Origin of the sequence: Comamonas flocculans, assembly GCF_007954405.1 — a bacterium.
Lineage (GTDB): Bacteria > Pseudomonadota > Gammaproteobacteria > Burkholderiales > Burkholderiaceae_C > Comamonas_C > Comamonas_C flocculans.
The window spans coordinates 2,806,966-2,828,549 of the sequence record NZ_CP042344.1 but is presented as its reverse complement, the minus strand read 5'-3'; the positions used below and the strand labels follow the sequence as shown (position 1 = coordinate 2,828,549).

The window sequence follows — 21,584 nt, the reverse complement described above, 5'->3', positions numbered from 1 at the left end:
GGCGGGCCGGCACCGCTCAGCGCGGGCGAAATACCCGCTCGGCCTTGACCATCATGCTCAGGCGGCGCAGGTTGCGCAAAATGGCCTCGACGTGCGCGAGGTTGCGCACCGACACGATGAAGCGCAGCTCGGTCGTGCCGCCGACCGCGTCGTCCATGTCCATGTGCACGATGTCGGCCTCGCAGTTGGCCAGCTCGGCCGCGACGCGCGCGAGCACGCCCTTGTGGTTGTTCACCGTGACCGCAATCGCGACCTCGAAGTTGCGCGTGGGCTCGTCGGCCCAGTCCACTGAGATGAAGCGCTCGGCGTCCTTGCGCTGCAGCTCGCGCGCCACCTCGCACTGCGCGTGGTGCACCATCAGGCCTTCGCCGCGCCCCAGGTAGCCGACCACCGGATCGCCCGGCACCGGGTGGCAGCACTTGGCGTACTGCACCGTGGCGCGTTCGCTGCCGTCGAGCAGTACGCCCCCTTGCGAGAGGCTGTCCTCCGAGCCGTAGCGCTCGCGCGTGAGCAGCAGGATGTCGGGGCGCGTGCCTTCCTCGGCCAGCAGCGTGACGATGCGCCCGGCGACGATGCGCGCCACGCGCTTGCCCACGCCCACGTCCGAGAGCAGCTCCTCGCGCGTGCGGTGGCCGGTGAAGCGCAGCAGCTTTTCCCACAGCGGCGCCTGGCTTGCGGCGTCGGGCAGGCGCTGCACGCCTTCGGCACGCAGCGCCTGGGCCAGCAGCTTCTCACCGAGCGCCACCGACTCCTTTTGCGCCAGCGTCTTGAGGTAGAGACGGATCTTGGAGCGCGCGCGCCCCGACTTCACGAAGCCCAGCCAGGCCGGGTTGGGCGCGGCCTCGGGCGAGGTCATGATCTCCACCACGTCGCCGTTCTTCAGCTCGGTGCGCAGCGGCACCAGCTGGTGGTTCACCTGGGCCGCGACGGTATGGTCGCCCACGTCGCTGTGGATGGCGTAGGCGAAATCGACCACCGTGGTGCCGCTGGGCAGTGCCATGATCTGCCCACGCGGGGTGAAGACGTAGACCGCGTCCGGGAACAGGTCGACCTTGACGTGCTCCCAGAACTCGGTGGCGTCGCGCGTTTCATCCTGGATGTCGAGCAGCGACTGCAACCAGCGCGTGCCGAGCTTTTGCACATGCGCGCCGCCCTTGTGCTGGGCGTTGTAGAGCCAGTGCGCGGCAACGCCCGCTTCGGCAACGATGTGCATCTCTTCGGTGCGTACCTGGAACTCCACGTTCAGGCTGGCCGGCCCGACCAGCGTGGTGTGCAGCGACTGGTAGCCATTGGCCTTGGCGATCGCGATGTGGTCGGTGAACTTGCCCGGCACCGGCTTGTAGAGCTGGTGCAGCACGCCTATGGCGGTGTAGCAGTCAATCACGCTGGGCACGACCACGCGAAAGCCCGACAGATCCACCACCTTGGCAAAGCTCAGGTGGCGCTGCTGCATGCGCTCATAAATGCCGTAGAGCGTTTTCTCCCGCCCCGACAGGCGCGCGGCCAAACCCTGCTGGGCGAACGCGGCTTCAACCTCGGCCTGCGCCTTCTGGACCACCTCGCGGCGGCGGCTGCGCGAGCGCGAGATGGCTTTTTCCAGCGTCGCATAGCGCCAGGGGTGCAGGTGGCGAAACGACAGGTCCTGCAGCTCGCGGAAGGTCTGGTTCAGGCCCAGGCGGTGGGCAATCGGCGCGTAGATCTCCAGCGTTTCCGAGGCAATGCGCCCCCACTTGCTGCGCGGGGCGCTGCCCAGCGTGCGCATGTTGTGCGTGCGATCGGCCAGCTTGATGAGGATGACGCGCACGTCGCGCGCCATGGCCAGCAGCATCTTGCGAAACGATTCGGACTGGCCCTCTTCGCGGGTGTTGAACTTGAGCTTGTCCAGCTTGGTCAGCCCGTCCACGAGCTCGGCCACCGGACTGCCGAAATGCTCCACCAGGTCGGTCTTGCTCACGCCGCAGTCTTCCAGCGCGTCGTGCAGCAGCGCGGCCATCAGCGCCTCGGCGTCCAGCTTCCAGTCGGCGCACAGGCTTGCCACCGCAATCGGGTGGGTGATGTAGGGCTCGCCGCTGTTGCGCAGCTGCCCGAGGTGGGCGTGGTCGGCATAGCGGTAGGCCTGGCGCACACGCTCGCGCGAGGCCTCGTCAAGGTACTGCAGCTTGTCCAGCAGGGCCGAGAAGCCGGCCGCTGCAGCGTCTGCGGCCGCCTTGCCCGGATCGTGGGGCGGCGGCGCCACGTGTGTCGAAGCACGCACCGCGTCGCCCTGCTGCATAGACACACTCTCACCCATGCTTCGAATATAGCGGCACTGGGCGTAAATGGTTCTTGCTACAAACAAAAAAGCACCGCGAGGCGGTGCTTTCGGCGGGAAAAGCCCGGCTGGGGCGCTCAGCCCGGGACTTTTTTCAGCATCTCCAGGCCCACCTTGCCGGCAGCGATCTCGCGCAGCGCGGTCACGCCGGGCTTGTTGCGGCTTTCGATCTTGGGGGCGTGGCCCTGGCTGAGCATGCGCGCACGGTAGGTGGCGGCAAGCACAAGCTGGAAACGGTTGGGAATGTGCTCAAGGCAGTCTTCCACGGTAATGCGGGCCATGGTCTGGTGTTCTCCGGTTACTCTGGCAGGTTCAGGTGCAGGGATTTGAAAGTATCGGCCCGTGCGCGTCGCTGCGCGGCCACTTTCAGGCGCTGTGCGTGCACGATGGTCTTCAGGTCGAAAAGCGCACGCTCGAAAACCTCGTTGATTATAACGAAGTCGAATTTCTCGACCTGGGCCATCTCCTGCACCGCATTGGCCAGGCGCTGCTCTATGACGTCGGGGCTGTCCTCGCCGCGGCGCAGCAGGCGCGCATGCAGCTCCTGCAGGCTGGGCGGCAGCACGAAGACCAGCACCGCGTTGGCAAAGGCCCGCTTGATCTGCGCTGCGCCCTGGTAGTCGATCTCCAGCATCACGTCACCGCCGCGCGAGATGCGCTCTTCTATGCTGCGCCGCGAGGTGCCGTAGCGGTTGCCGTGCACGTTGGCCCACTCGACGAAAGCGTCCGCCTGCACCATGGCGTCGAACTGCTGCACCGACACGAAGTGGTATTCGCGCCCGTCCTTTTCCTGCCCGCGCGGCGTGCGCGTGGTGTGCGAGACGGAATGCGAGACCAGCGCGTCGAGTTCCATCAGCGCATTGACCAGACTCGACTTGCCCGCCCCGCTGGGGGCGGAGACGACAAACAAATTCCCGGGGTAATCCATGTTGTTCAAGCGCTGTCAGCTATTGTTTTTCATTCGATTTCCGCATCTGAAGCGTGAGTGAGCTCCAAATCGTTGATTTTCATGGCTTCTCAGGGATATCAGCCGGTATTTACCCCCCCCCGATTTACCCCACAAGATGCCTGAGCTGCGGTGCGGCGACATTCCTTCGCAGCAGATCTCCAGCGCGCGCATGGAGAGAAGTCTATCAGCCGACCTCCTTGGCCCAAGGCTGTCGCGTGCCGCAGTTTCTCTGCTCATGCCGCGGCCGCCCATACTGCAGCCGACTCGACAACCTCAATGAATTTCCTTGCCGAGAATCCGTCTGGATAGAGCGTGTCGATGGGCTTCGCGTCTGTGTCGGTACGCATCGCCACATCACCAGCGCCTGCCGTCCGGAACAATCCTTCGGGGTCGTTCAGCCAACGCCGGTCATCGCGCAGTGCAATCTGGATCTCTTCCAGCAAAATCTTGAGAAAGCCCCGGAACGCCTGGTGGTTCCACTCGATGGAGGTATCGACGATCCAGGCGGTGATCTGCGGCTCGGCTCCCGGCGGGAGGGCCAGCGCCTGGCGCAACGACGCATCGTGCTGGAGTGCATGGCGAACCGCAGGTACCTTCCTGTGCAACTGCCATCCTGCCTTGCGCAGGGTCGAGGTGCGGTGCATCCAGGCGTCTTTCATGGAGCGGCGCTGGTAGGTTGACTTCAGTTCGAGCACAAGCAAGTGCCCTTCCAGTGCGCACAGCAGGTCGATTTCGCCCGCGTCCTCTTCATCGCCCATGCCGGCGGCGAACTCGTGGCCGACCAGCACCCGAAAGCCTCGCTGCTCGAACAGCATGCCCAGCCGTGCTTCGATGCGTCGGGTTTCCTCCCGCGCTTCGTTCCGCCGGGCGCCCAGTCGACGCAGGTTGTTGACCGCCGCAGTGGCGTTGTTCTGCATGGCCATCATCCAAGGCAATTGGAACAGGTGCCGCCCCATCTTCAGCACGGGACGCTCCTGCCAGCGGGGGCGCAAGGCGGCATCACCCTCGCGCAAACGCTCGGCCAACGCGCTCCAGTCGCTGGTCCAGAAATCCAGGATGGCTTCCGCCGCTCGCGCCTGGCCTTGGGGGTGCTCCGCCGTGGCCGTCCAGGGGGTGATGCGGGCGATCTTGGCCGAGCGATCAGACCATGTGATCGGAAAGCGGTTCTGCATGTCGGACTGCAGCAGGCCACCGAACGCCAGGCGTCCCAGCGTCAGCCAGGGATGCCCCAACTGCTGCAAGTGCTGGTGGTACGGTCGCAGAAAGTCTTCGATGTAGAACGCCGTCATCAACTCGGTGGCCAGCAGGGCACGGAAGACATCGACGGCCGAGCCGGCCTCGGTACGCACCTGCTCTGCGATGCCATAGACCTCCTGCAAGCGCAGCCACGTGCCCATGGCCTTGGCGAAGGCCTGCAAATTGGCTTCCAGATGAGCGGGACTGACCAATGCCAACAAATCGTGGGACGCCATCAGCGCATCCATGCCGCGATACAGCCAATACTGGTGCAGGCGGTTGAGCTTGTCGCCATCGCTGCGCCATGCGGCCCGTGCCTGGGCATCTACTTCCATGATTTCCAGCCGTTCGCCCTGTCGCACGAAGCGGATGCCGCCGTCGTAGCTGAAGGCTTCCGCCGACCGGTTGATGAAGGCGTTCAATTCGATCTGCGCATCGAGCAGCGCGGTGAAGCCCGCGTACAAATCATGCCGGGGGCCAGGTGCCTCAAGGGATGGAAACAGGAAGGGGGTGAGGTGTTGCCGCAGCGAGGCCGCGATGGTCGTGTCGGTCAAGCGCAGGCTGGCGGCATCGCAGGTGGCGAGCTTCCAGGTCAGGATGTCTTCGACGGCATCCCAAGTTTCCTGAGTATCGGGCGCGGAGCCGCCCTCCAGCAGATCAGGCAACAGGTGCTCGAAGGCGTAAAGACTGGTGTAGGCCAACAGGTCCAGAGGCGTCAGCTTCGCCAGAGGCTCGCGCAGGTGTTCGACCTCGTCCAGGCGCAACTGATGCGCCTCCTTGAAGATGCGAAAGACCTGAACGAACTCAGAGAAGTCCCCGGGCTGGCTGTCGGCCAAGGCTTCAATCTCAAGCCAGCGTGGTGATGCCTGCCGCAGTACCAGCCCGGCGTGACGGGCGGCCTGCTGCAGCACGTCGGGTGCGAGCATGGCGACGTGGGCCACGATCTCGGGGCAAGCGACGCGATCCTGGCCCAGATAGCGCGCCAAGGCCAAGCTGAGCGACTCTTGTTGCCAGGCCTGCGCCGGCAGCGCGCGCAGGAAGTGGGATGACCAGAAGGCGGCATGGCGATCAGCAGCACTGCATTTGCGTTTGCCCTGGCCCGAAGGCTTGCCATCCAGGAATGACGTAGCTGCATGGTCCGCAGCTGTCTCAATGGACAGGCCCTGCCCTTGTGCGGCGTTGAACACCGTGTCGTAGTACGCGCCGATCATCGGCCCAGCCCATCGACATCGTGGAGATCGAAAGCCTCTTGGTCGATGAAACGCCCTCGGCTGCGCAGCAGCGGCAGCAACTCGTTGTCAGCATAGGCACAACCCGTGTGGCCGGGATCCGCTTGCTGGGCTTTGGCAGCCAGTTCCGGTGGGTGGCCCGCACCCGCCGCCAGCAAGCTCGCCAGTCGCTCGTAGCCGGGACGCCAGGCGCCGGCCTGGGGAAACACCTCACGCAGGCTCGCAAGGATCTGCATGCCGGCGTGATCGAGGTCGCCGAAGAAGCACACCGGCACTGGCGGCGCGCCATCACGATCGCCTTCCAGTGGTTGGAACAGCCAGCGCTCGATCGCCGGCAATGACGTGTTGGACACCGGTGCGCGCAGGTAGAGTCGACACCCGGCGCGGGAACGCAACCTGCGGGCGCTTCCCCGGAAACCCGCTGCATAGACCAGCAGGCTGCCCGCCCAGGCGGAGGCACGTGTGTCGGCCATGTGCTCGAAGGTGACCAGGTTCTCGATGAACAGCACGTCCTTGAAAGCACGGCCACCGCCACCGCCATCGCTACTGCCAGTGGGATTCCGGTGCGGCGGCGCCAGCAACAGCTGGATCGGCGCCTCGGTGAACTGGCCCGAAGTGGCGCCCAGCAGCTTCAGCAGTTCCTCGCGGTGATCCAGCACTTTGGAGCGGCCCTGGAAGGCGCGTGCGGAGGCTTCACGCAGGGCCATTGCTTGGCCCGACCGGCACAAGGCGGTCAAGGTGGCGAGGCTGCGGGTGGCCTCTTGCACAGGCAGTCCTTCCACAGGGATCAATGGGCTGCGGGCAAGGTGGTCGAGCACGGCGGCCGGATCGGCAGGAGCCTCCAGCGGATTCGCCGCCCAGTGTGCAGCCAGGTGCGCTCGCCATTGCTGCCGCCAGCATTGGGCCTGTGGGGTGTACCCGGCCCACGCCGCCAGGGCGTCGAAATCGCACAGCTCCAGCCGGGGTTTGCGGTCGCTGAAGCTGGCGAATGCGCGAGGCGCTTGCAGCAGCAAGATGACCCAGCCCGTGGCGCACAGGTCATCGAGTTGCATGCACAGCAACTGGATCTGGTCGGCATCCACGGCATCGTGCAACTCTGGCGCAGCCTTGCGGTCCAGCGGCAGGCGCACTGGCCCCTGGGCCGTGCTGCGCTCAGCCTTGGCGAGCAGCAACCGGGCCAGGCGCAGCAGGAAGGGATGCGGCGAGGACGGATCGGGCAGCGAGGACGATTCGGGCGTGTCCATGATCAGGGCGAGAGCCTGCGTTCAGCCAGGCTTGCGCGGGCATCTTCGGCCGTCGGACCTGGGATCTGTTCTTGGGCCTGTTGCGCGATCCACTGGGCGCGTGCGGCCTCGCGGGCCTGCTCGGCATGCGCGTCCCACAGCCGGGTCAGGGCCGGGCGGTTGAGCGTTTTCTCCTGCGCTTCGCTGATGAACAGTTCCTGACCATCGCGCCGGGCCATCACCTTGGAGAAAGTGAACTCCTTGTCGAACTCGGGTTTGACCGCGCCCGACTTGGACGTGGGCATGGCCACAATGAGTTGCAGCCCCAGCGTCTGCGACAGGAACTGCAGCACGTTGCGCGAGCGCGTTTCGTCCATCTTGGAGAACGCCTCGTCGCTGAGCATCAACCGCAGGGCGGGCGCCTCGCGGCGGTCGCGCCCGAAGTGCCCGAGCGCATGGGCCAGCACGGCCGAACGCACGACGTAGAACGGCGTTTCCAGTTCACCCCCAGAACCCGTGCCCCAGGTCGATAGCCGCGTGGTACCCACTGCGCTGGTGCGCAGGATGTCGTAGCGCCGGTAGTTGCGGTAGTCGGCCAGTTCGCGCAACGCGCGTTCGCTGGCACCCTGGTCGTTGGCCAGCAGCAGGCGGCGGATTTCTTCCGCGGTGGCACGCTGCTCGTCGGTGAGCCGAGGCGATGTGAAGATGGAGCCGCGGTCATGCTCCAGTCCTTCGACAGCGCTTTCCACCGCCTCGAAGAAATCCTGCACTTTCTGCATGCGCGGCACCCAGTCCCATTCCAGCCTGAAGGTGTCGCTGCCGAAGCGGATGTCTTGCAGGTGGCGGTTGAGCCGCTGTAGTGTCAGCGCGCCCTGCTTGACATCGTCGCGCACCTTGAAGCAGAAGCTGCTGGTGAAGACGTGGTTGAACTGGCCTTCTGCGTCGCGCAGGGCGCGCGCGTTGTCCGCCAGGCCGATGGCGCGCTGGCGCTGGGCCTGCTCGGCAATGGCGGTGCGGCTGCGTTCGACCAAGGGCAGCAGTTCTTCGAGGCAATCGACATTGCGGGGCGGGTCGATCCACGCGAAGCGCTCGCTGTCGTCGCGCGCGCCGGACAAGTAAGCGCCCACGGCCTGGGCCAGTTCGCGCAGGGTGCGGGGCAGGCCTTCGCGCAGGCTCTGCACGCGATGGCGCAGGGCGTCCAGGCTGGTTTCCGGCTCGGCCGCCAGGGCCTGGGCCTCGTCCAGCAATTGGGGCTCGGTGGTCAGGGTGGGCACGGCACCCGCGAAGCGCGAGGCCCAGACCGTGGCGTTGGTGCAGGCGATGTCGAGATCGGGCAGGCGCTCCGCGAGGGTTTTCTCGCGGCGGCGCAGCTCCACCAGTTCCTTGTCTGTGGCACCGACCTGCTTCAGCTCTTCGTCGCGCTGCCCTGTGACGCTGCTGATGCGAGCCTTCAAACCTTTCTGCTCGGCCAGCAACTCTTCGATGGCCGACAGGTCCAGCGCCTTGAAAGCTTGTTCGGCGTGGGCATGCTGGGACTGGCTTTCCAACACGGCGAGCAGCAAGGGCGTCAGCGGCGTGAACACGGGGCCGTTGAACATGCGGGTGATCGCGAGCAGCGACTGGCGCAGCGCTTGCAGTGCACTCGTCTCTTGTGCCAGACGTTTGAGTTCGTCCTCACACCATTGCCGGCGCCGCTGGCGCGCGCCTTCGCCAAAAGCCAGTTCGCCATCGGGTGCGCGGCAGGCAAACATGCCATAGCCCCGGCTGCCCAGACCTTCCTCCATCAGCCCCTGTGGGGTGCGCGCCAACTCTTCTTCGGTGTCCACCTTGCGCACGCGGCCGTACTGCGCCATCAGGAAGGCATGACCCACAGGGTGCTGGCAGATCAGTTCGTGCAGCACGGCCCGGGCCTCCAACTGGCGACCTTCGGTGTCCTCCATCGCCTTGCGGCCCTGCACGACCTTGGGCGAGCGCACGCGGTAGTGCTGTTTGACCAGCCGTGCGCAACGCGCCTCCATGCCTGCTTCCACGATGATGGCGAAGCGGTCGCCGCCCATGTATCCCTCGATGGCGTTTTGCCAGCGGGTGCCAGGGCGCGGCTCCACCAGTTGCGCCAGCAGGTGGGGACGGGCTGAAGGAATCTCACGCTCGATCAGAGCCACCGCATCATGTGCATCCTTCGGGCCTTGGGCTCGGCCGGACTGCAAGCGGCGCAGTTCGGCATCGCGCTGTTCGGTGTCATCCTTCAACTGGTTCAGCTGCACCCCCACGTCGGTCAAGGCCTGCAGCACCGCGCCTTGCACCGAGGCCTCGCCGTCGTGCAGGCCCTGGCGCAGGCTGGCCAGTTGCGTGTCAAAAGCTTCCAGCTCGAAGGCGGGCAGCACCACGTCCAGCCTCGCATCGCGCGCATAGGCCTGGGCCATGGCCGGCCAGGGCTTGAGCACATACTGCGCGGCGGGGCGCAAGGCTTGTACCGCAGCAGCCAGCGCCGGTACGGCCGACAGATCCAGTGCCAGCAGTTGTTCGAGTTGCGCGGCCATGCCACCAATGCCGCGCGCGGCCTCCTGCACGCGGCCCCAGTGCAGACGGAACTGGTCGGCCTGCAGCCGGATCTGGTTTTCCAGCGCCTGCTTCTCGCGTGCCACGTCGCTGTCGTCCAGGCGCTTGTCTACTCCGCGCAATTGTTCGCGCAACTGGGTCTCCTGCGCTTCGAGCGAGGCCAGCTTCTCCTGCAGCTGTGCCTGCTTCCTGTCCTGCGTGGCGATCTGGCGTTGCACCGAGGCCAGTTCATCGCGCGCCTCGCTGCGCGTGCGCAGGGCATGGGCGATGGTGGTGGTGACGAATCGCCGCGCCTCATCAATGACCTGGTCCGCACTGGCCTGCGCGGTGTCGAGCCGCTCCAGATTCAACGCCAGGCGCTCGGCCTCCAGCTTGAGGCTGGCGATGGAGCGCATCAGCTCACGCATCTTGTCGAGGTCTTTGCTGAAATCGTGCGGTTCCAGGATCTCGTTGCGCACCAGGTCGTTGACGTTGCCCAGTTCCTTGTAGGCCATGGCCTTGACGAGCGACTTGGCCGCGCGCGTGGCATCGTGTTCGCCTACCGCCGTCTTGCCCATCAACGCGCCATAGAGATGCTGCAGGTAGCCGCCCTTGTCGGGGAAGCGCTGCACCACAGCAGCGGCTTTGTCGGCATGGGCCTGCAAGCGGTGCTGAAGTTGCACATACAGTTCCTTCAGTGGCAATGGCGACGCGGTGAGCGCCTCGCCCGCCCGGCGTGCCAGATGGTCCAGGGACAGCGCCCGGCGCACGATGAAAAACTGTGGCGTGCCCTGGAGGACGGCGCGCCGGCCGTCCTCGAAAGCCTCCACGCCCACCAATGCCGTGAAAGGCTCGGCCTGCTCGCCTGCCTGTTCGGAAGCTTCGAAAACGATGCCTGCGTAGCTGGTCGATCGGCTGCGCAGGAACACACCGTCGGCCTGCTGGCCGAGGGCGTAGGCGGCCAAGGTGCGCGGCTCCTTGCCGCCACGCCGACTCTGCGTGGATTCGTCCTGGCCGATGTTGAACTGCACCACATGCTGGTGCGCGGCCGTCAACACGGTCTGGATGGCATCGAGCAGCGTGGATTTGCCCGAGCCCGATTCACCCGTCAGCAACACGGCGTCGGCGAAGGGCCATTCGCGGTCTTCCAGCGAACCCCAATGCCAGGTCAGCAGCTTGGCGATCTTCATGCGCCGCCCTCGGTGGCTGATTTGACGGCGGGCGCAGGGGGAGTCTGGCGGCCCACCATCCGCAAAGCCTCTTCCAGGGCCTCGTCGCTGACGAAGCTCATCACCGGCCGCAGCACGGCCAGGCCCATCTGCATGTCGCCCGCGTCATCACTCTCGACGAAATGCAGCACACGGTGTTTGCGCAGTTCGCGCAACAGGGCCATGCGCTCGCTGGCCGCATTGGGCAGCTTGTGCGCCAGCAGCGACACCACCGCTTGTGACAACTCTTCCAGGCTGATGGCCAGGCGTTCGTCCACCAGTGAGCGGCGCCCGGTGAGCGCCTCGGTGTAGAGAAAACGCAGGGCGATCACCGCGGCCACGAAGTCACGCGACAGTCGGGCGCGCAAGCGGCGCACACCGTCTTCCTCGCCGTCCCCCCCGCCCTCGCCGGGTGGGTACAGCCGCAGCAGGCGGGCATCGCTGTCGTGAACCAGCACGAAGCCGATGCAGGCGAACCATTCGCGCAGCAACTGCTCGCATTGGATGGCGTCGTCGTACAGCGCGGCCTCGGGGCGGGAATGCTCGCGCCACACCACACCGCTGGCCAGCAGCCGCCCGGCCAATTCGGCAAAGCGTGCGGGCTTGACGTTGGCGGCGCCTTCGGTCGCCAGCCGCTGTTCGATGTATTGAGCCAGGGATTGCAGCATGGTGTGTTCAGTGCCTCCTATCGGCGCCACCGGCCCTGCTGGACGGCATGTCCATCCCATCCTGTGGTTCGACGCGCAACTCGTAGTCGTCGGCTTGGAAGTAGGTCGTGCTCACCTGCCCTGCCATCTTGCGAGCCTGTATCAGGCGACGCCCTTCGGCAGAACGCGCCGCTCCCACGGCATGCAGCACGCGCACAGCGTCCTCGGCGGTGTCCACTGGCAATGCCGCCAGCGTGATGGGGCCACCCTGCAGGTGGGGCAAGAGGCCTTGCAGCACCTGCTGATCGCTGAAGGTGAAAGCCTCTGCTTCAGCCCGGCGCAGCAGCGCATTCAGGCGGCTGGTTTCGTCCACGACCAGCGGTGCCTGCGCTACGGCCTCTGATTCGCGATCGCGCACCGTCCAACGCAGCACGCCACCGGGCAGGCGAATCTCGGCGGTGGCCAGGCGGCGGGCCAAAACGTCGAGCAGTCCTTCACGGGCGGGATCTGGCTGCTCCTTCAGCCACGCCATGGTGCGGCCCAGCGGGGACTCGGCGCCATAGTCCAGGGACAGCGCCTGTCGCAGCAGGCTGGTGAAGCGGCGCACGTAGTTGTTCATCTCCGAACGCAGCATGGGCAGCTTCAGGCCGCAGGCAGCATCGACCATGCTCTCGATGCGGTCAGCGAGCCACAGCATCGGGCTGCGGCCCTGCGCCGTCTGTTCCAGCCAGGGTGCGCGCTGCAGCAGATGGGCATCTACGCCGGCGCGTTGCTCGCCGTCGAGTGCGCGCACATCTTCCAATGCTTCGTTGATCTGGCCGCGATGGCGCTCGGCCGAGTCGGCCACCAGGCGCACGGCGTACTCGCGCGCGAAGCGCTTCTCGATGAAATCATTGAACTCGTTCCAGGCCACCTTCTGCGCCAGCGCCTCGCGCGTCAGGCTCTGGATCAAGTGGCGGAAGTATTCGATGTCGTCCTGCAGATCCTGCACCACGCGGCTGGCGAACTCGTGGGCGTCCAACAGCTCGTCGGCATCTCGGGTGGCGATAAAGGCCGCCAGGGCCTTGCGGGCCGAGCGCATGTTGCGCTGGCGGGTCTTGGCGCGCGAGTCGTCGAGGTTGGCGAAGGTTTCGCTGAAGGCCTTGCCTGCGCGGCTGAGCTTGAGGGTGGGCCGCAGGTCAATGGGGTCGCGATAGTCTTCCAGCCAGCCATGCTCCTTGAGCTTGCGCAGCAGGTCGCTGGCGTACGCACGCTCTTCCTCGGCGCGCACGGTCTGCCCGGCCTCAAAGGCCAGACCCCGCAGCGCGGGGTTGGCCAGCGCATGCTGGATCACCTCCAGCACCAGCTCGCGGGTCAGCACCTCGGCATAGTCGGCGTTGGCTCCGTGCACGCGCTCGTGCAGAGCGCGCAATACAGCGGCGCACAACTCTCGGTTGTCATGCGTGAGAGGGCGAAAGAAGTGCTCGCGGGGCGGGGCAAAGAACATCATGTCTGGGCTCTCCCGGATGCTGGCAAACTCGCTATCAGCTCTGTCATCACGGCGCATGCCATGAACAGCGGATAGCGATTTGCGTCTATGCAATCATCCGGGATTCGAAAGCTATGCATCACCAACTATTGCATCCCGGGACAGTACGATCAGTTGCCGTTTAGCTCGCGTTGCTGCGACATGCAATAAACACCGCTCCACAGTTTCTGTTTCCCCAACAACGCCGATATCTTCATCGTGGCTGAACTGCTCGGCATAGTGTTCCGCACCGTGGTAGCCCGCCAAGATGACGATGTCGAACTCCAACCCCTTGACGCGATGCATGGTGGCCAGCCGGACACCAGCATCCGCAGGTTCATCCATCGTGCCGTGATCCAGTTTGAGACAGGCCACACCACGTTGCCGTAAAGCACGGGCCAGTTCGTCCAGATCGTCGTTGGTACGAACCGCAATGCAAATTCGCCTGGCCTCGACGCCGCCGGCTTCTCCCTCTGCAAGGACTGACAGTATGTGCTCCACATCTTGCTGCAAGGTTGAAGATGAAAGGACTTCTGGCAATTCACCGTGAGTTAGGGACCGATAGCCTCGCAAGGTATCGATGTTTCCGTCCAGGTCATCGATTTCGACACCTGCTAGCTGTGCACAGGCCCAACGTCGAATTTCATCCGTTGTACGGTAGTTGACCTTGAGAGAACGGCTGCGGCCGCGCACTTCGATCCCTACCCGTCCGAGCGCCACCTTGTGGCGATAGATGCGCTGGTGAGCGTCACCGGCAATGAACAAGTCGTTTTCGGCCACGGGCACAGCGGCGCGAATCAACGCATAAGCAGCGGCGCTGATGTCCTGCGCTTCATCCACCACCATGGCGCGGATGCCGAGCTGCGGTTTTTCCTGCGCAATCAACTGGCAGGCATCGCGGAAGGCTTCCTCGGGTTCGCGCAGATTGGCCGCGTGCAGTTGTGCCCGGTATTCGGCAAACACCGGCCACAAGGCCTTGCGCTGCAAGCGGCCTAATTGTCCGCCACGTCCGATGCGACGGGCGTGCATGTAATCCTCCGCCGTCTCGCAACCTTGGGGCAAAACCACGCGCTCATACTCCGCTTTCAAGAATGCGGCACTAGCAGTCGAACCAGCTGGAAGCGCGGACAAGGCGGCTTGCCAGAAACCACGGCGTTGTTTCCCGCCATAGAGCAGACTGTACGGATAACCGAAGCGGCGCAGCAGGCCTGAAGCCCATTGATCCAGGTTGACAACTTGAATCTTGGTCAATTCCTGTGGCGTGCACAGTAAGGCCAGGCTGTGGCGGATGTCCTCGGCCAGCGTGCGAGTGAAGGTCGTGAAGACGACCGGGTGTCCCGGGAGGTCCATGTACTGCTTGGCCAGCCAGCGTGCCCGGTGCATAGCCACCACCGTCTTGCCGGTGCCTGCGCCGCCGGTGACCTTGACGGGGCCGCTCTTGTTGCCCTCAACCAGCTTGCGTTGGCTCGGATGAAGGAACACGCGCCAGCGCTCCAGGGGGGCAGCCAACAAGGCCTCTAGGTCGCTGTCATCGGTGAGGACCACGAAGTGACGACGTGTGCCATCGCGCGCCAACGCCGCGCCAAAGTCTTGTGGATCAACAGCTTCGGCTGGCGCCCGCTCAGCCAATATCTTGTCCAGTGGTTCTCCGGCTGCGAACAGATAGAGGGCTTCGAAGGCTTCATCGGGCAACTGTGATTCAAGCGCTTCCAGGTCGGCCTCTGATGCCACTGCCCGAACGGCCGCCAGACGATCCTCCGGCACGCCCAACTTGCAAATTTCCTGGTCACCCAGGTCCGCAAACAACCCCTCGTTTGGCCATGCCTCGACAGAAGCTGCGCTCTCCTCGGCTTGGGACTGCACTTCCTGCACCGCATAGACCTGCAGGCTGCCCACGTCCGGATGGATTGCAACCCGATGTCGCCTGGCCCACTGATAGGCATCGTCGTGGCGATCCACCCACAACAGGCAATACACATCGCCCGTTTCCGGTTTGAGGATGATGCCGCGCAGGTTGTCGTTGATGCGCACTGAGCGCATGTTGGCATCGGCGGCATCGTTGATGCGCTCGTAGTTGATGCCTTTGGCCAGCGGATTCTGACGGAATTTGGCGACAAAGGTCAGCACCGCCTGCTGGTTTTGACGCGGTATCTTGGCGAACGATTTCAGAAAGTCGTCCGACATGGCGATTTTGGGTGAAATTGCCATTTCAATGCTCCTTCAAACTGGCCAGAAGTGCCTGTGTAGGTGCGTCCTCGATTGCGATGTAGACCGTCCAGCCCTGTGCCTCGAACCGGGGTGCATCGTCTTGGTAGTCGGTCAATAGCACGGCGATCCTCTGGCTGGCCCAAGCCAGTTCCGCTTGCGCCAGTACCCGCCCGCGCTCGTCGATCAATTCGAAGCCGACCTCCGGCAGCGGTGCTCCGGCATGCGCCAGCGCAAGCAGCCACGCCTGCACGTCGGGGCTGGCCAGCTCCAGTGCCGTGTGCCAACGGCTGTCGAACCGCTGCGTGGCCTGGCGCAGCACAGGGCTGGCCGGGAAACCCGACAGGCCCGCCATCTCCCCATGGCCTGCCCAAAGATGGCGCAAGGGCAACAGCAGGTTCAGGCATTGCCACAACTGGCGCCAGCGCCGTTGCAGATCGGCCTCCGGGACATCACCCGGTTGCCACTGCACCAGCACGACAGGCTCCGCGGATGCTGCTGCCTGGCCGGTCATCCATTGCTGCAGCTGCTCCGGAGACAGGCCGGCCAGCCATTGTGCGACCGCGCTCCAGGCGCGATGGCTCCAGCGGTGCGCGCGGGTGTCGGGCAACAAGCCATAGTCGTCGAGCCGCTGGCGAAAAACGCCTTGCTTGAAACCTTGCAAGGCAGCCTCATCGCCGCTGGGCTGCAGCATGGCAATGCCCAATATCCCCGCCAGAAGCCGCAAGTGACCCTGCTGCCCACTCGCCAACCGCCGGTGCAATTGCAGGAAGGGAGACAAGCGATGGAAGCGACCCAATGCCGTGATGTCCTGCGCCTCGCATAAACGTGTGATGACCTGATCGGAAGGCGCGAGCAGCAATTCTTCCCAAGGTCCCGGGCTTGTTTCAGCCTGCTTGCCCAGTGCCTGGTCGACGTCCTCCCAGGTCAACGTCCAGACCGAGAATCGCCCGCTCTTGGCCACTGCCATGCGCTTGGCCAGGTCTTCGGCCACGATGTGCTTGTGGTATTGCCAGCCATCGGTGAATACCGCCACGGGCAAATCGTCCACGCCATCGTCGGGCCAGAACACGAAATCCGGCTTGCATGGCACGACCACGCCCTCGCGCTCACCGAGCGCCACCTGCAACTCCAGACGCCAGCGGCGACTGCCGGCCTGAACCAGGTACCCATGCTTGCCGCCGACGAGCTTGTCCTTGAGCGTGAACGTGATGCCATCGTGCGCACGCCGCAGCGCCTCCAGAAAGCGCTTTTCCAGCGTGCTCTCCAGCAGACTGTTGCCTGATTGCTGGGACAGGTTGGCAATCGGTTTCAGGTTGGCGCGGTATTCCAGAATCTGTTTCAGCAGCTTCTGCGCCACCGTGCGTGATATGGCCTGGCGCTCGTGGCTGTTGCGGTAGCGGTACATGCAGCGATAGCAACCATCTGCGGTGTCGTCCTGATTGCAAGTGCAGGTATTCAACGCCTCTGCCGCCAGACTGAACACCTCGAACAAGGGAGCCGGATCGCGCATCAGCTCCTTCAGATAGCCGGTGCCGCCCGGCACGCTGTCGTAGATCACCAGGTAGGTGCGCGCCGACTCCGCATCCGCTGCCATGCGCACATCAGTCGCGATGCGCAGGTGGGCCACCGCACCCTTGAAGCGTTTGCTCAGCCCCAGTTCCAGTGCAGAGATGAAGCTCAGCAGGGCTTCTTTGGATTCGGCAAACCCCACTTCCGGCAAAAACAGTCGGATGCCTTCGCTGGCGAACTCCCGGTACAGGAAGATGCATTGTTGTGTGCTGGTCTCGGGCGTCTTGCGGCGTGAGCACCAGGGCGCATGGTTGCGATACAGCTCTTCGGCCTTGCGGCGGCGCTGTAGCGTGCCGCACTCCGGGCAAATGGCGAAGCCCGGCCGGTTGAGTTCTTCGCCCGCGATGGTCATCGGCGTGGCATCCACCGTCTGCTCGCCGAAGTTCACCTCGCGGAATGTCACCCGATCGAGGAATTCGAATCCGAACGGGAAGTCCGGGTTGTCGATGGCGAACGCCTGGCACACCGCTTCCGGCGGACTGTCCACCAGTGCCTGGCGCACGTAGAAACCGCGCGTGCGCTCGTCGGAGTCGTCGGCGATGAGGCTTTCGCGGTCCAGTGTGCGCGCAAACACCGTGCTCAGGCGCAGCATTTCATGAACCCGCCCGGTGTCGCGCCACTGGCCGTCGCCGCAGCGCGGGCACTGGAGGTGGTGGTCACCCGCCGACAAAGGCTCGGCGTAGGAGCACTGGCGGCACAGGCGCCAGGCTTCCGGTTTGACGCGGGAGACATCCACCTGGTTGATGACCACCCGGCGGCCTTCGGCATAGAAGGTGTTGTTGGGCGCCAGCTCGGTGATCGCGCTTGCGCCGGGGCGCTCGTATTCGAAGGTCAAAGGCTCGGCAGGCACGCCTTCCCGGCGGGTGTCGCGCACGACGATCGAGCGCAGCAGCACGCCTTGTTCGGGGAAGGCATAGTTGGGCAGCAGGCCTTCGTCGGTGAAGACGTTCAGGGTGGCCTTGCCCTCGATGCCTGCGATCAGTCGCGCCAGCGCCGCGCGTTCCTGGCGCAGGGATTTCAGCTCTTCCTCCTGCTGCTCGCCGCGCACCGCAAGCTGCTCCAGCTTCTCCATTTCCTTGGCGGCCTTCTCGCGCAAGCGCTTGATCTGCGCCACGTCCCGGGCAATGCCCTGCAGCTTGTTGATGATCTTGAAGCTCAGGGAGCTTTCTTCGTCCTGCCGCCCGTTGACGAACCGCGCCAGCCACTGTCGGGTGGCTTCGGTCAGGATCTGCTCGCCGCCTTGCTGGAACAGCGCCAGGAAGCGATCCAGCAGGCTGGCGCGGTTGGCCTCCACATACTCCAGCCAGGGGAAGGGAAAACGCGTCGTCGCGCCGTTGTCCACCGCGCTGAGCACCGTGCGGATTTCTGTCGGAATCGACGCACTCCGCCCCCGTTCGCGCACCCAGCCGTCCAGTGTGAACGCCGTCAACTGGCGCTCCAGCACCGCCGAGGCATTGAGGAACACGCCCGGCGCCGGCACGCTGCCGGCGATCATTTCCCTGGGATCGGCCCAGAAATACAGGTCGTGGGGCTTGCTGGCCGCCATGGTCAGCAACAAGGCATTGCCGGTGCTGCGTCCGGCGCGCCCTGCACGCTGGATGTAGTTGGCTTGCTGCGGCGGCACGGAACATTGCAGCACCGCCGACAGGTCGCCGATGTCGATCCCCATCTCCAGCGTCGGCGTGGCCGAGAGCACATTGACGCTGCCCGGCCCCTGGCTATCGGACTTGAAGCTGTGCTCCACCCACTCGCGCGTGCCGCGTGGCAGCAGGCCGGTGTGTTCGCGAGCGACCACGCGCTGGATGTCCGCATGCAGATACAGGCTGCGGTAATAGTCGGCAGCGTCTGGCGCCAGCGGGTGCAGATGCCCAGGGCAGCCGGGATGCCGGCAAGGCTGCCCGGCCAGCGCCACGTCAGCCCCGGTGCGCCACGTGCTGCGGCAGATGTCGCAACCCCAGGCGCGGCTGCCCAGGGAAACCAGAAAAGCGCCGGGTTCCAGCCCCCACACGCGAATCTCCGGCTTGCCGTCTGCCTGTTCGGCGCCAAGCAAACCCACCTCGGCCAGCGCCTCGAACGCCAACTGATACAGCCCCGGCAGCAAACTGTCGGCGCCCAGGGCCAGCGCATGCAGCGGCGCCAGCGCCTTGAAGGCCCAGGCGCGATACCACGTCGCATGGCTGCCCAACACCCCCACGCAGCGCTGGTAATCGACCAGGCTCACAAAGCGCGGCGGGCGCGGGCCGGACAACATCTGGAACTGCACCGGATTGCGCTTGTAGACCCACGGCCGGTTGCCGACTTGCGCATAGAAATGCAGGCCGGCGTCGCGCCAGGCGCCCAGCCGCTGCATGGATTGCACGATGCCCTGCAGGAATACCGCCAGGGCATCAGCCGACACATCCGCCAGTGGTTCCAACGTGGCCTGAAGGCGTGGCAGCAGCCACTGCGCAGCCGAAGCCAGCGCCTGCGATGGCGGCTCCACGCTGGCCGTCCCGGTGATCGTCAGGCTGCGGCCAATGTGGGCGTCCTGGCCGAATTCGGCATTCAGCACCCACGGCAGGATGCGGCGCAAATGCTGCAGCAACTCGCTCCCCGCCGGCAGCGCGCCTTCGCGCATCAGCGCTTCGAAATCCCGCAGCCAATGCAGTTGCGGCGGCAGGAAGTTGGCCAGGTAATGGCCCTGCCCCATTGCGGGCAGCCAGTGGTCCTCGAAGGCCTGCGGCAATTGCGCCAGCGTAAGCGGTTCGCCGGCCTGCTGCGCCGCAGCGATGACCTGGGCCACCGCCGGGCGCAAGTTCAAGCGCCAGGTGCGGGCCGCCAGGAACCCCGCACGGTGCGCCGCGTCCTGCACCGAATCGGAAAACGCGATCAGCTTCTTGTCCGGGTTGAAACGTGAACCGAACAGTTGCGCCAGCATCACCGCCGCCAGGCTGGCCGCTTGCGAGCCGACGATGGACAGCGTCTTGTGCCCGCCGCAGTACGGGCAGTCGTGATGGGAACGGGTATAGCGGGCGCCGTTGCGCGTGCCTTCGCGCAGGTTGGCCGTCACATCGACGTCCACCAGCGCGACCGGGTCTTCGGCGCAGTCGCAGTGCGTCTGCCCCAGCGCATGCAGCGTGCCGCAGCGCGGGCAGACCTTCTTGTGCTCGAACACCTTCGGGTCCGCGCTTTCGCCATGGGGAAACAGAAAGCGGGTGCTGACATCCTCGGCGAAGAAGGCGCTGTAGAACTGCTGGATGTCCTGGTTGAACTGGTTCGGGCTGGTCCTAGGCAAGGTGGCGCCCCAGCCGGTGGCGTGGCAGTCGCGGCAGTGGATCACCGGCAACCAGACCTGCGCCTGCTCGGCCTTGCCCAGGTCATCGTGATGGGTCAGCCGAGGCGGGTTGTCGAGCGAGGCCACCATGCGGCGCAGCTCGCGCAGCCACAGCTCCACCTTGAGTTGCAGGAAGAAGGCCGTGTCCTGTTCGCCGCGCACCGCGTCGAGCGACACGCCACGCGGTTGGCGCGCATGCGCCACCAGCGCCAGCAGGCTGCCCAGCCACAGCAGCGGGTAGCGCGCGTCGGCATGGGGCGGCAGGCGGCGCGCCAGTACCGCCAGCAGATCGTCCAGCGCCACGGCGCGCGGCCCCAGGCGTTCCATGTCGCGCAACAGGTTCTGGAAGGCGAAATGGCTTTTCAGCATTCCGCCCAGGCGACAGCGCCAGCCCGCATCAACCACCTGTTCGGCGCTGCACGGGGTGCCGAACCACAGTGGCACCTGGGCCGCCAGCCAGGACGGCAGGTCGGCATGGCCTGCCGGGTCCAGCATCGGCGCGGCATCCGGCGGCGGAGACTGGGTGAACTCCACCACGGCTTCGGCCAGATACTCCGCCACCGGCTCGCGGTCTTCAGCGATCACGGCCTGGTCATCCAGCGTCTCGCCGAAGACCTGGCCGGCAAACGCCAGCAAATCCTGTTCGGCATCGCTGCCCAGCGTGGCGGAGGTGCCCACGCACACCAGTTGCCCCGGCGGCGTCTCCAGCCGGCCCTTGAGACGGCGAATCAGGCAGGCCAGATCCGTGCCCTGGGCACCGTCGAAGGTATGCAGCTCATCGACCACCAGATAGCGCAGCGTATCCGGCCGCTGCCGCGCCCACAGCGGCGCATCGGCGGCACGGATCAGCAGGAAATCCAGCATCTTGTAGTTGGTCAGCAGGATGTCCGGCGGGTTTTCGCGCAGCGCGTTGCGGTCGGTGATGATCGAGAAGCTGCCATCGGCCAGAGGCTGCACGCGGGAGGACTCCTCGGCCGGGGCCTCGCCCACGTACAGGCCCGCGCGGATACCGGCCAGGGCGGGTGTGCGCAGAATCTCCCTGGCCAGGCGGCTGGCCTGGTCCGAGGCCAGCGCGTTCATCGGGTACAGGATGATGGCCTTGATGCCCGTCCGGCCCAGTTCCCGTTGTTCGCGGCAGTGCTCCAGGATCGGGTAGAGGAAGCACTCGGTCTTGCCCGAGCCGGTGCCGGTGGCCACCAGGGTCGAGCGGGCCTGCTCGCCCGTCAGGCGGGCGAAGGCCTGTCCCTGGTGGGCGTGCGGCACGAAACCGGGCGGCAGCCAGCCGAACGCGGGCAGCCCCCTGTCGGCCTGCTTGCGAAACGGCAACGGCAAGGTCAGGTACGGCCCCTGGAACACCCGCTTGCGCTCGGCCAGAAAGCGCTGGATCAGGCCATCGAAGCCCGGCGTGGTGGCCGGGAAGGCCGCGCGCAGGAAGTCTGCGACGCCTTGGGTGATCTGTTGGGAAACGATCAGGGGTTGCACGCAATCTCTCGCCCAAAGGTTGCAAGCTCATCCCAAAAGGTTGCAAGTCCAAGGTTGCAAGCTGCCTCACTCGCCGTCCGAGCATGGGGGGATTGCATAAATCCCCCCATGCTCAGACGGGAATCCCCCCATCCTCGACCTGACGGTTCCGTCAGCAAGCGGCA

Annotated in this window: 10 protein-coding genes; all 10 read right to left on the bottom strand. The window is 65.4% G+C overall.

Annotated elements, in window-relative coordinates; translation table 11 throughout:
- Nucleotides 1-16: 16 nt before the first annotated feature.
- The 10 genes from FOZ74_RS13505 to FOZ74_RS13460 all read right to left on the bottom strand — a co-directional run bounded on the left by FOZ74_RS13505 (nt 17) and on the right by FOZ74_RS13460 (nt 21,420).
- On the bottom strand, nt 17-2,290 hold the full coding sequence (locus FOZ74_RS13505; RefSeq protein ID WP_255437628.1) for a RelA/SpoT family protein: 2,274 nt from the start codon (nt 2,288-2,290) through the stop codon (nt 17-19).
- A gap of 98 nt (nt 2,291-2,388) precedes the next feature.
- Nucleotides 2,389-2,592, bottom strand: a complete 204-nt coding sequence (rpoZ, locus tag FOZ74_RS13500) for a DNA-directed RNA polymerase subunit omega (protein ID WP_024539647.1) — start codon at nt 2,590-2,592, stop codon at nt 2,389-2,391.
- 17 nt (nt 2,593-2,609) lie between these two features.
- Nucleotides 2,610-3,239: a guanylate kinase gene (gene gmk / locus FOZ74_RS13495; protein WP_146913539.1), complete on the bottom strand. Its 630-nt coding sequence runs from the start codon at nt 3,237-3,239 to the stop codon at nt 2,610-2,612.
- 254 nt (nt 3,240-3,493) lie between these two features.
- Nucleotides 3,494-5,707 carry a hypothetical protein gene (locus FOZ74_RS13490; protein WP_146913538.1) on the bottom strand — a complete coding sequence of 738 codons (2,214 nt, stop codon included), beginning with the start codon at nt 5,705-5,707 and terminating at the stop codon, nt 3,494-3,496.
- Nucleotides 5,704-6,969, bottom strand: a complete 1,266-nt coding sequence (locus tag FOZ74_RS13485) for a hypothetical protein (RefSeq protein ID WP_146913537.1) — start codon at nt 6,967-6,969, stop codon at nt 5,704-5,706. The genes FOZ74_RS13490 and FOZ74_RS13485 overlap by 4 nt, the downstream gene beginning before the upstream one ends.
- A gap of 2 nt (nt 6,970-6,971) precedes the next feature.
- The gene (locus FOZ74_RS13480; protein ID WP_146913536.1) at nt 6,972-10,676 is read right to left on the bottom strand and encodes an SbcC/MukB-like Walker B domain-containing protein; all 3,705 of its coding nucleotides are present in this window, start codon (nt 10,674-10,676) and stop codon (nt 6,972-6,974) included.
- Nucleotides 10,673-11,362 (bottom strand): DUF4194 domain-containing protein, encoded by a 690-nt coding sequence (locus tag FOZ74_RS13475; RefSeq protein ID WP_146913535.1) that lies wholly within the window; start codon nt 11,360-11,362, stop codon nt 10,673-10,675. Before FOZ74_RS13475 ends, FOZ74_RS13480 begins: the two co-directional genes overlap by 4 nt.
- A 7-nt stretch (nt 11,363-11,369) precedes the next feature.
- Nucleotides 11,370-12,830: a Wadjet anti-phage system protein JetA family protein gene (locus FOZ74_RS13470; RefSeq protein ID WP_146913534.1), complete on the bottom strand. Its 1,461-nt coding sequence runs from the start codon at nt 12,828-12,830 to the stop codon at nt 11,370-11,372.
- A gap of 111 nt (nt 12,831-12,941) precedes the next feature.
- Nucleotides 12,942-15,056, bottom strand: a complete 2,115-nt coding sequence (locus FOZ74_RS13465; protein WP_146913533.1) for a UvrD-helicase domain-containing protein — start codon at nt 15,054-15,056, stop codon at nt 12,942-12,944.
- 1 nt (nt 15,057) lies between these two features.
- Nucleotides 15,058-21,420, bottom strand: a complete 6,363-nt coding sequence (locus tag FOZ74_RS13460; RefSeq protein WP_146913532.1) for a DEAD/DEAH box helicase — start codon at nt 21,418-21,420, stop codon at nt 15,058-15,060.
- Nucleotides 21,421-21,584 lie beyond the last annotated feature (164 nt).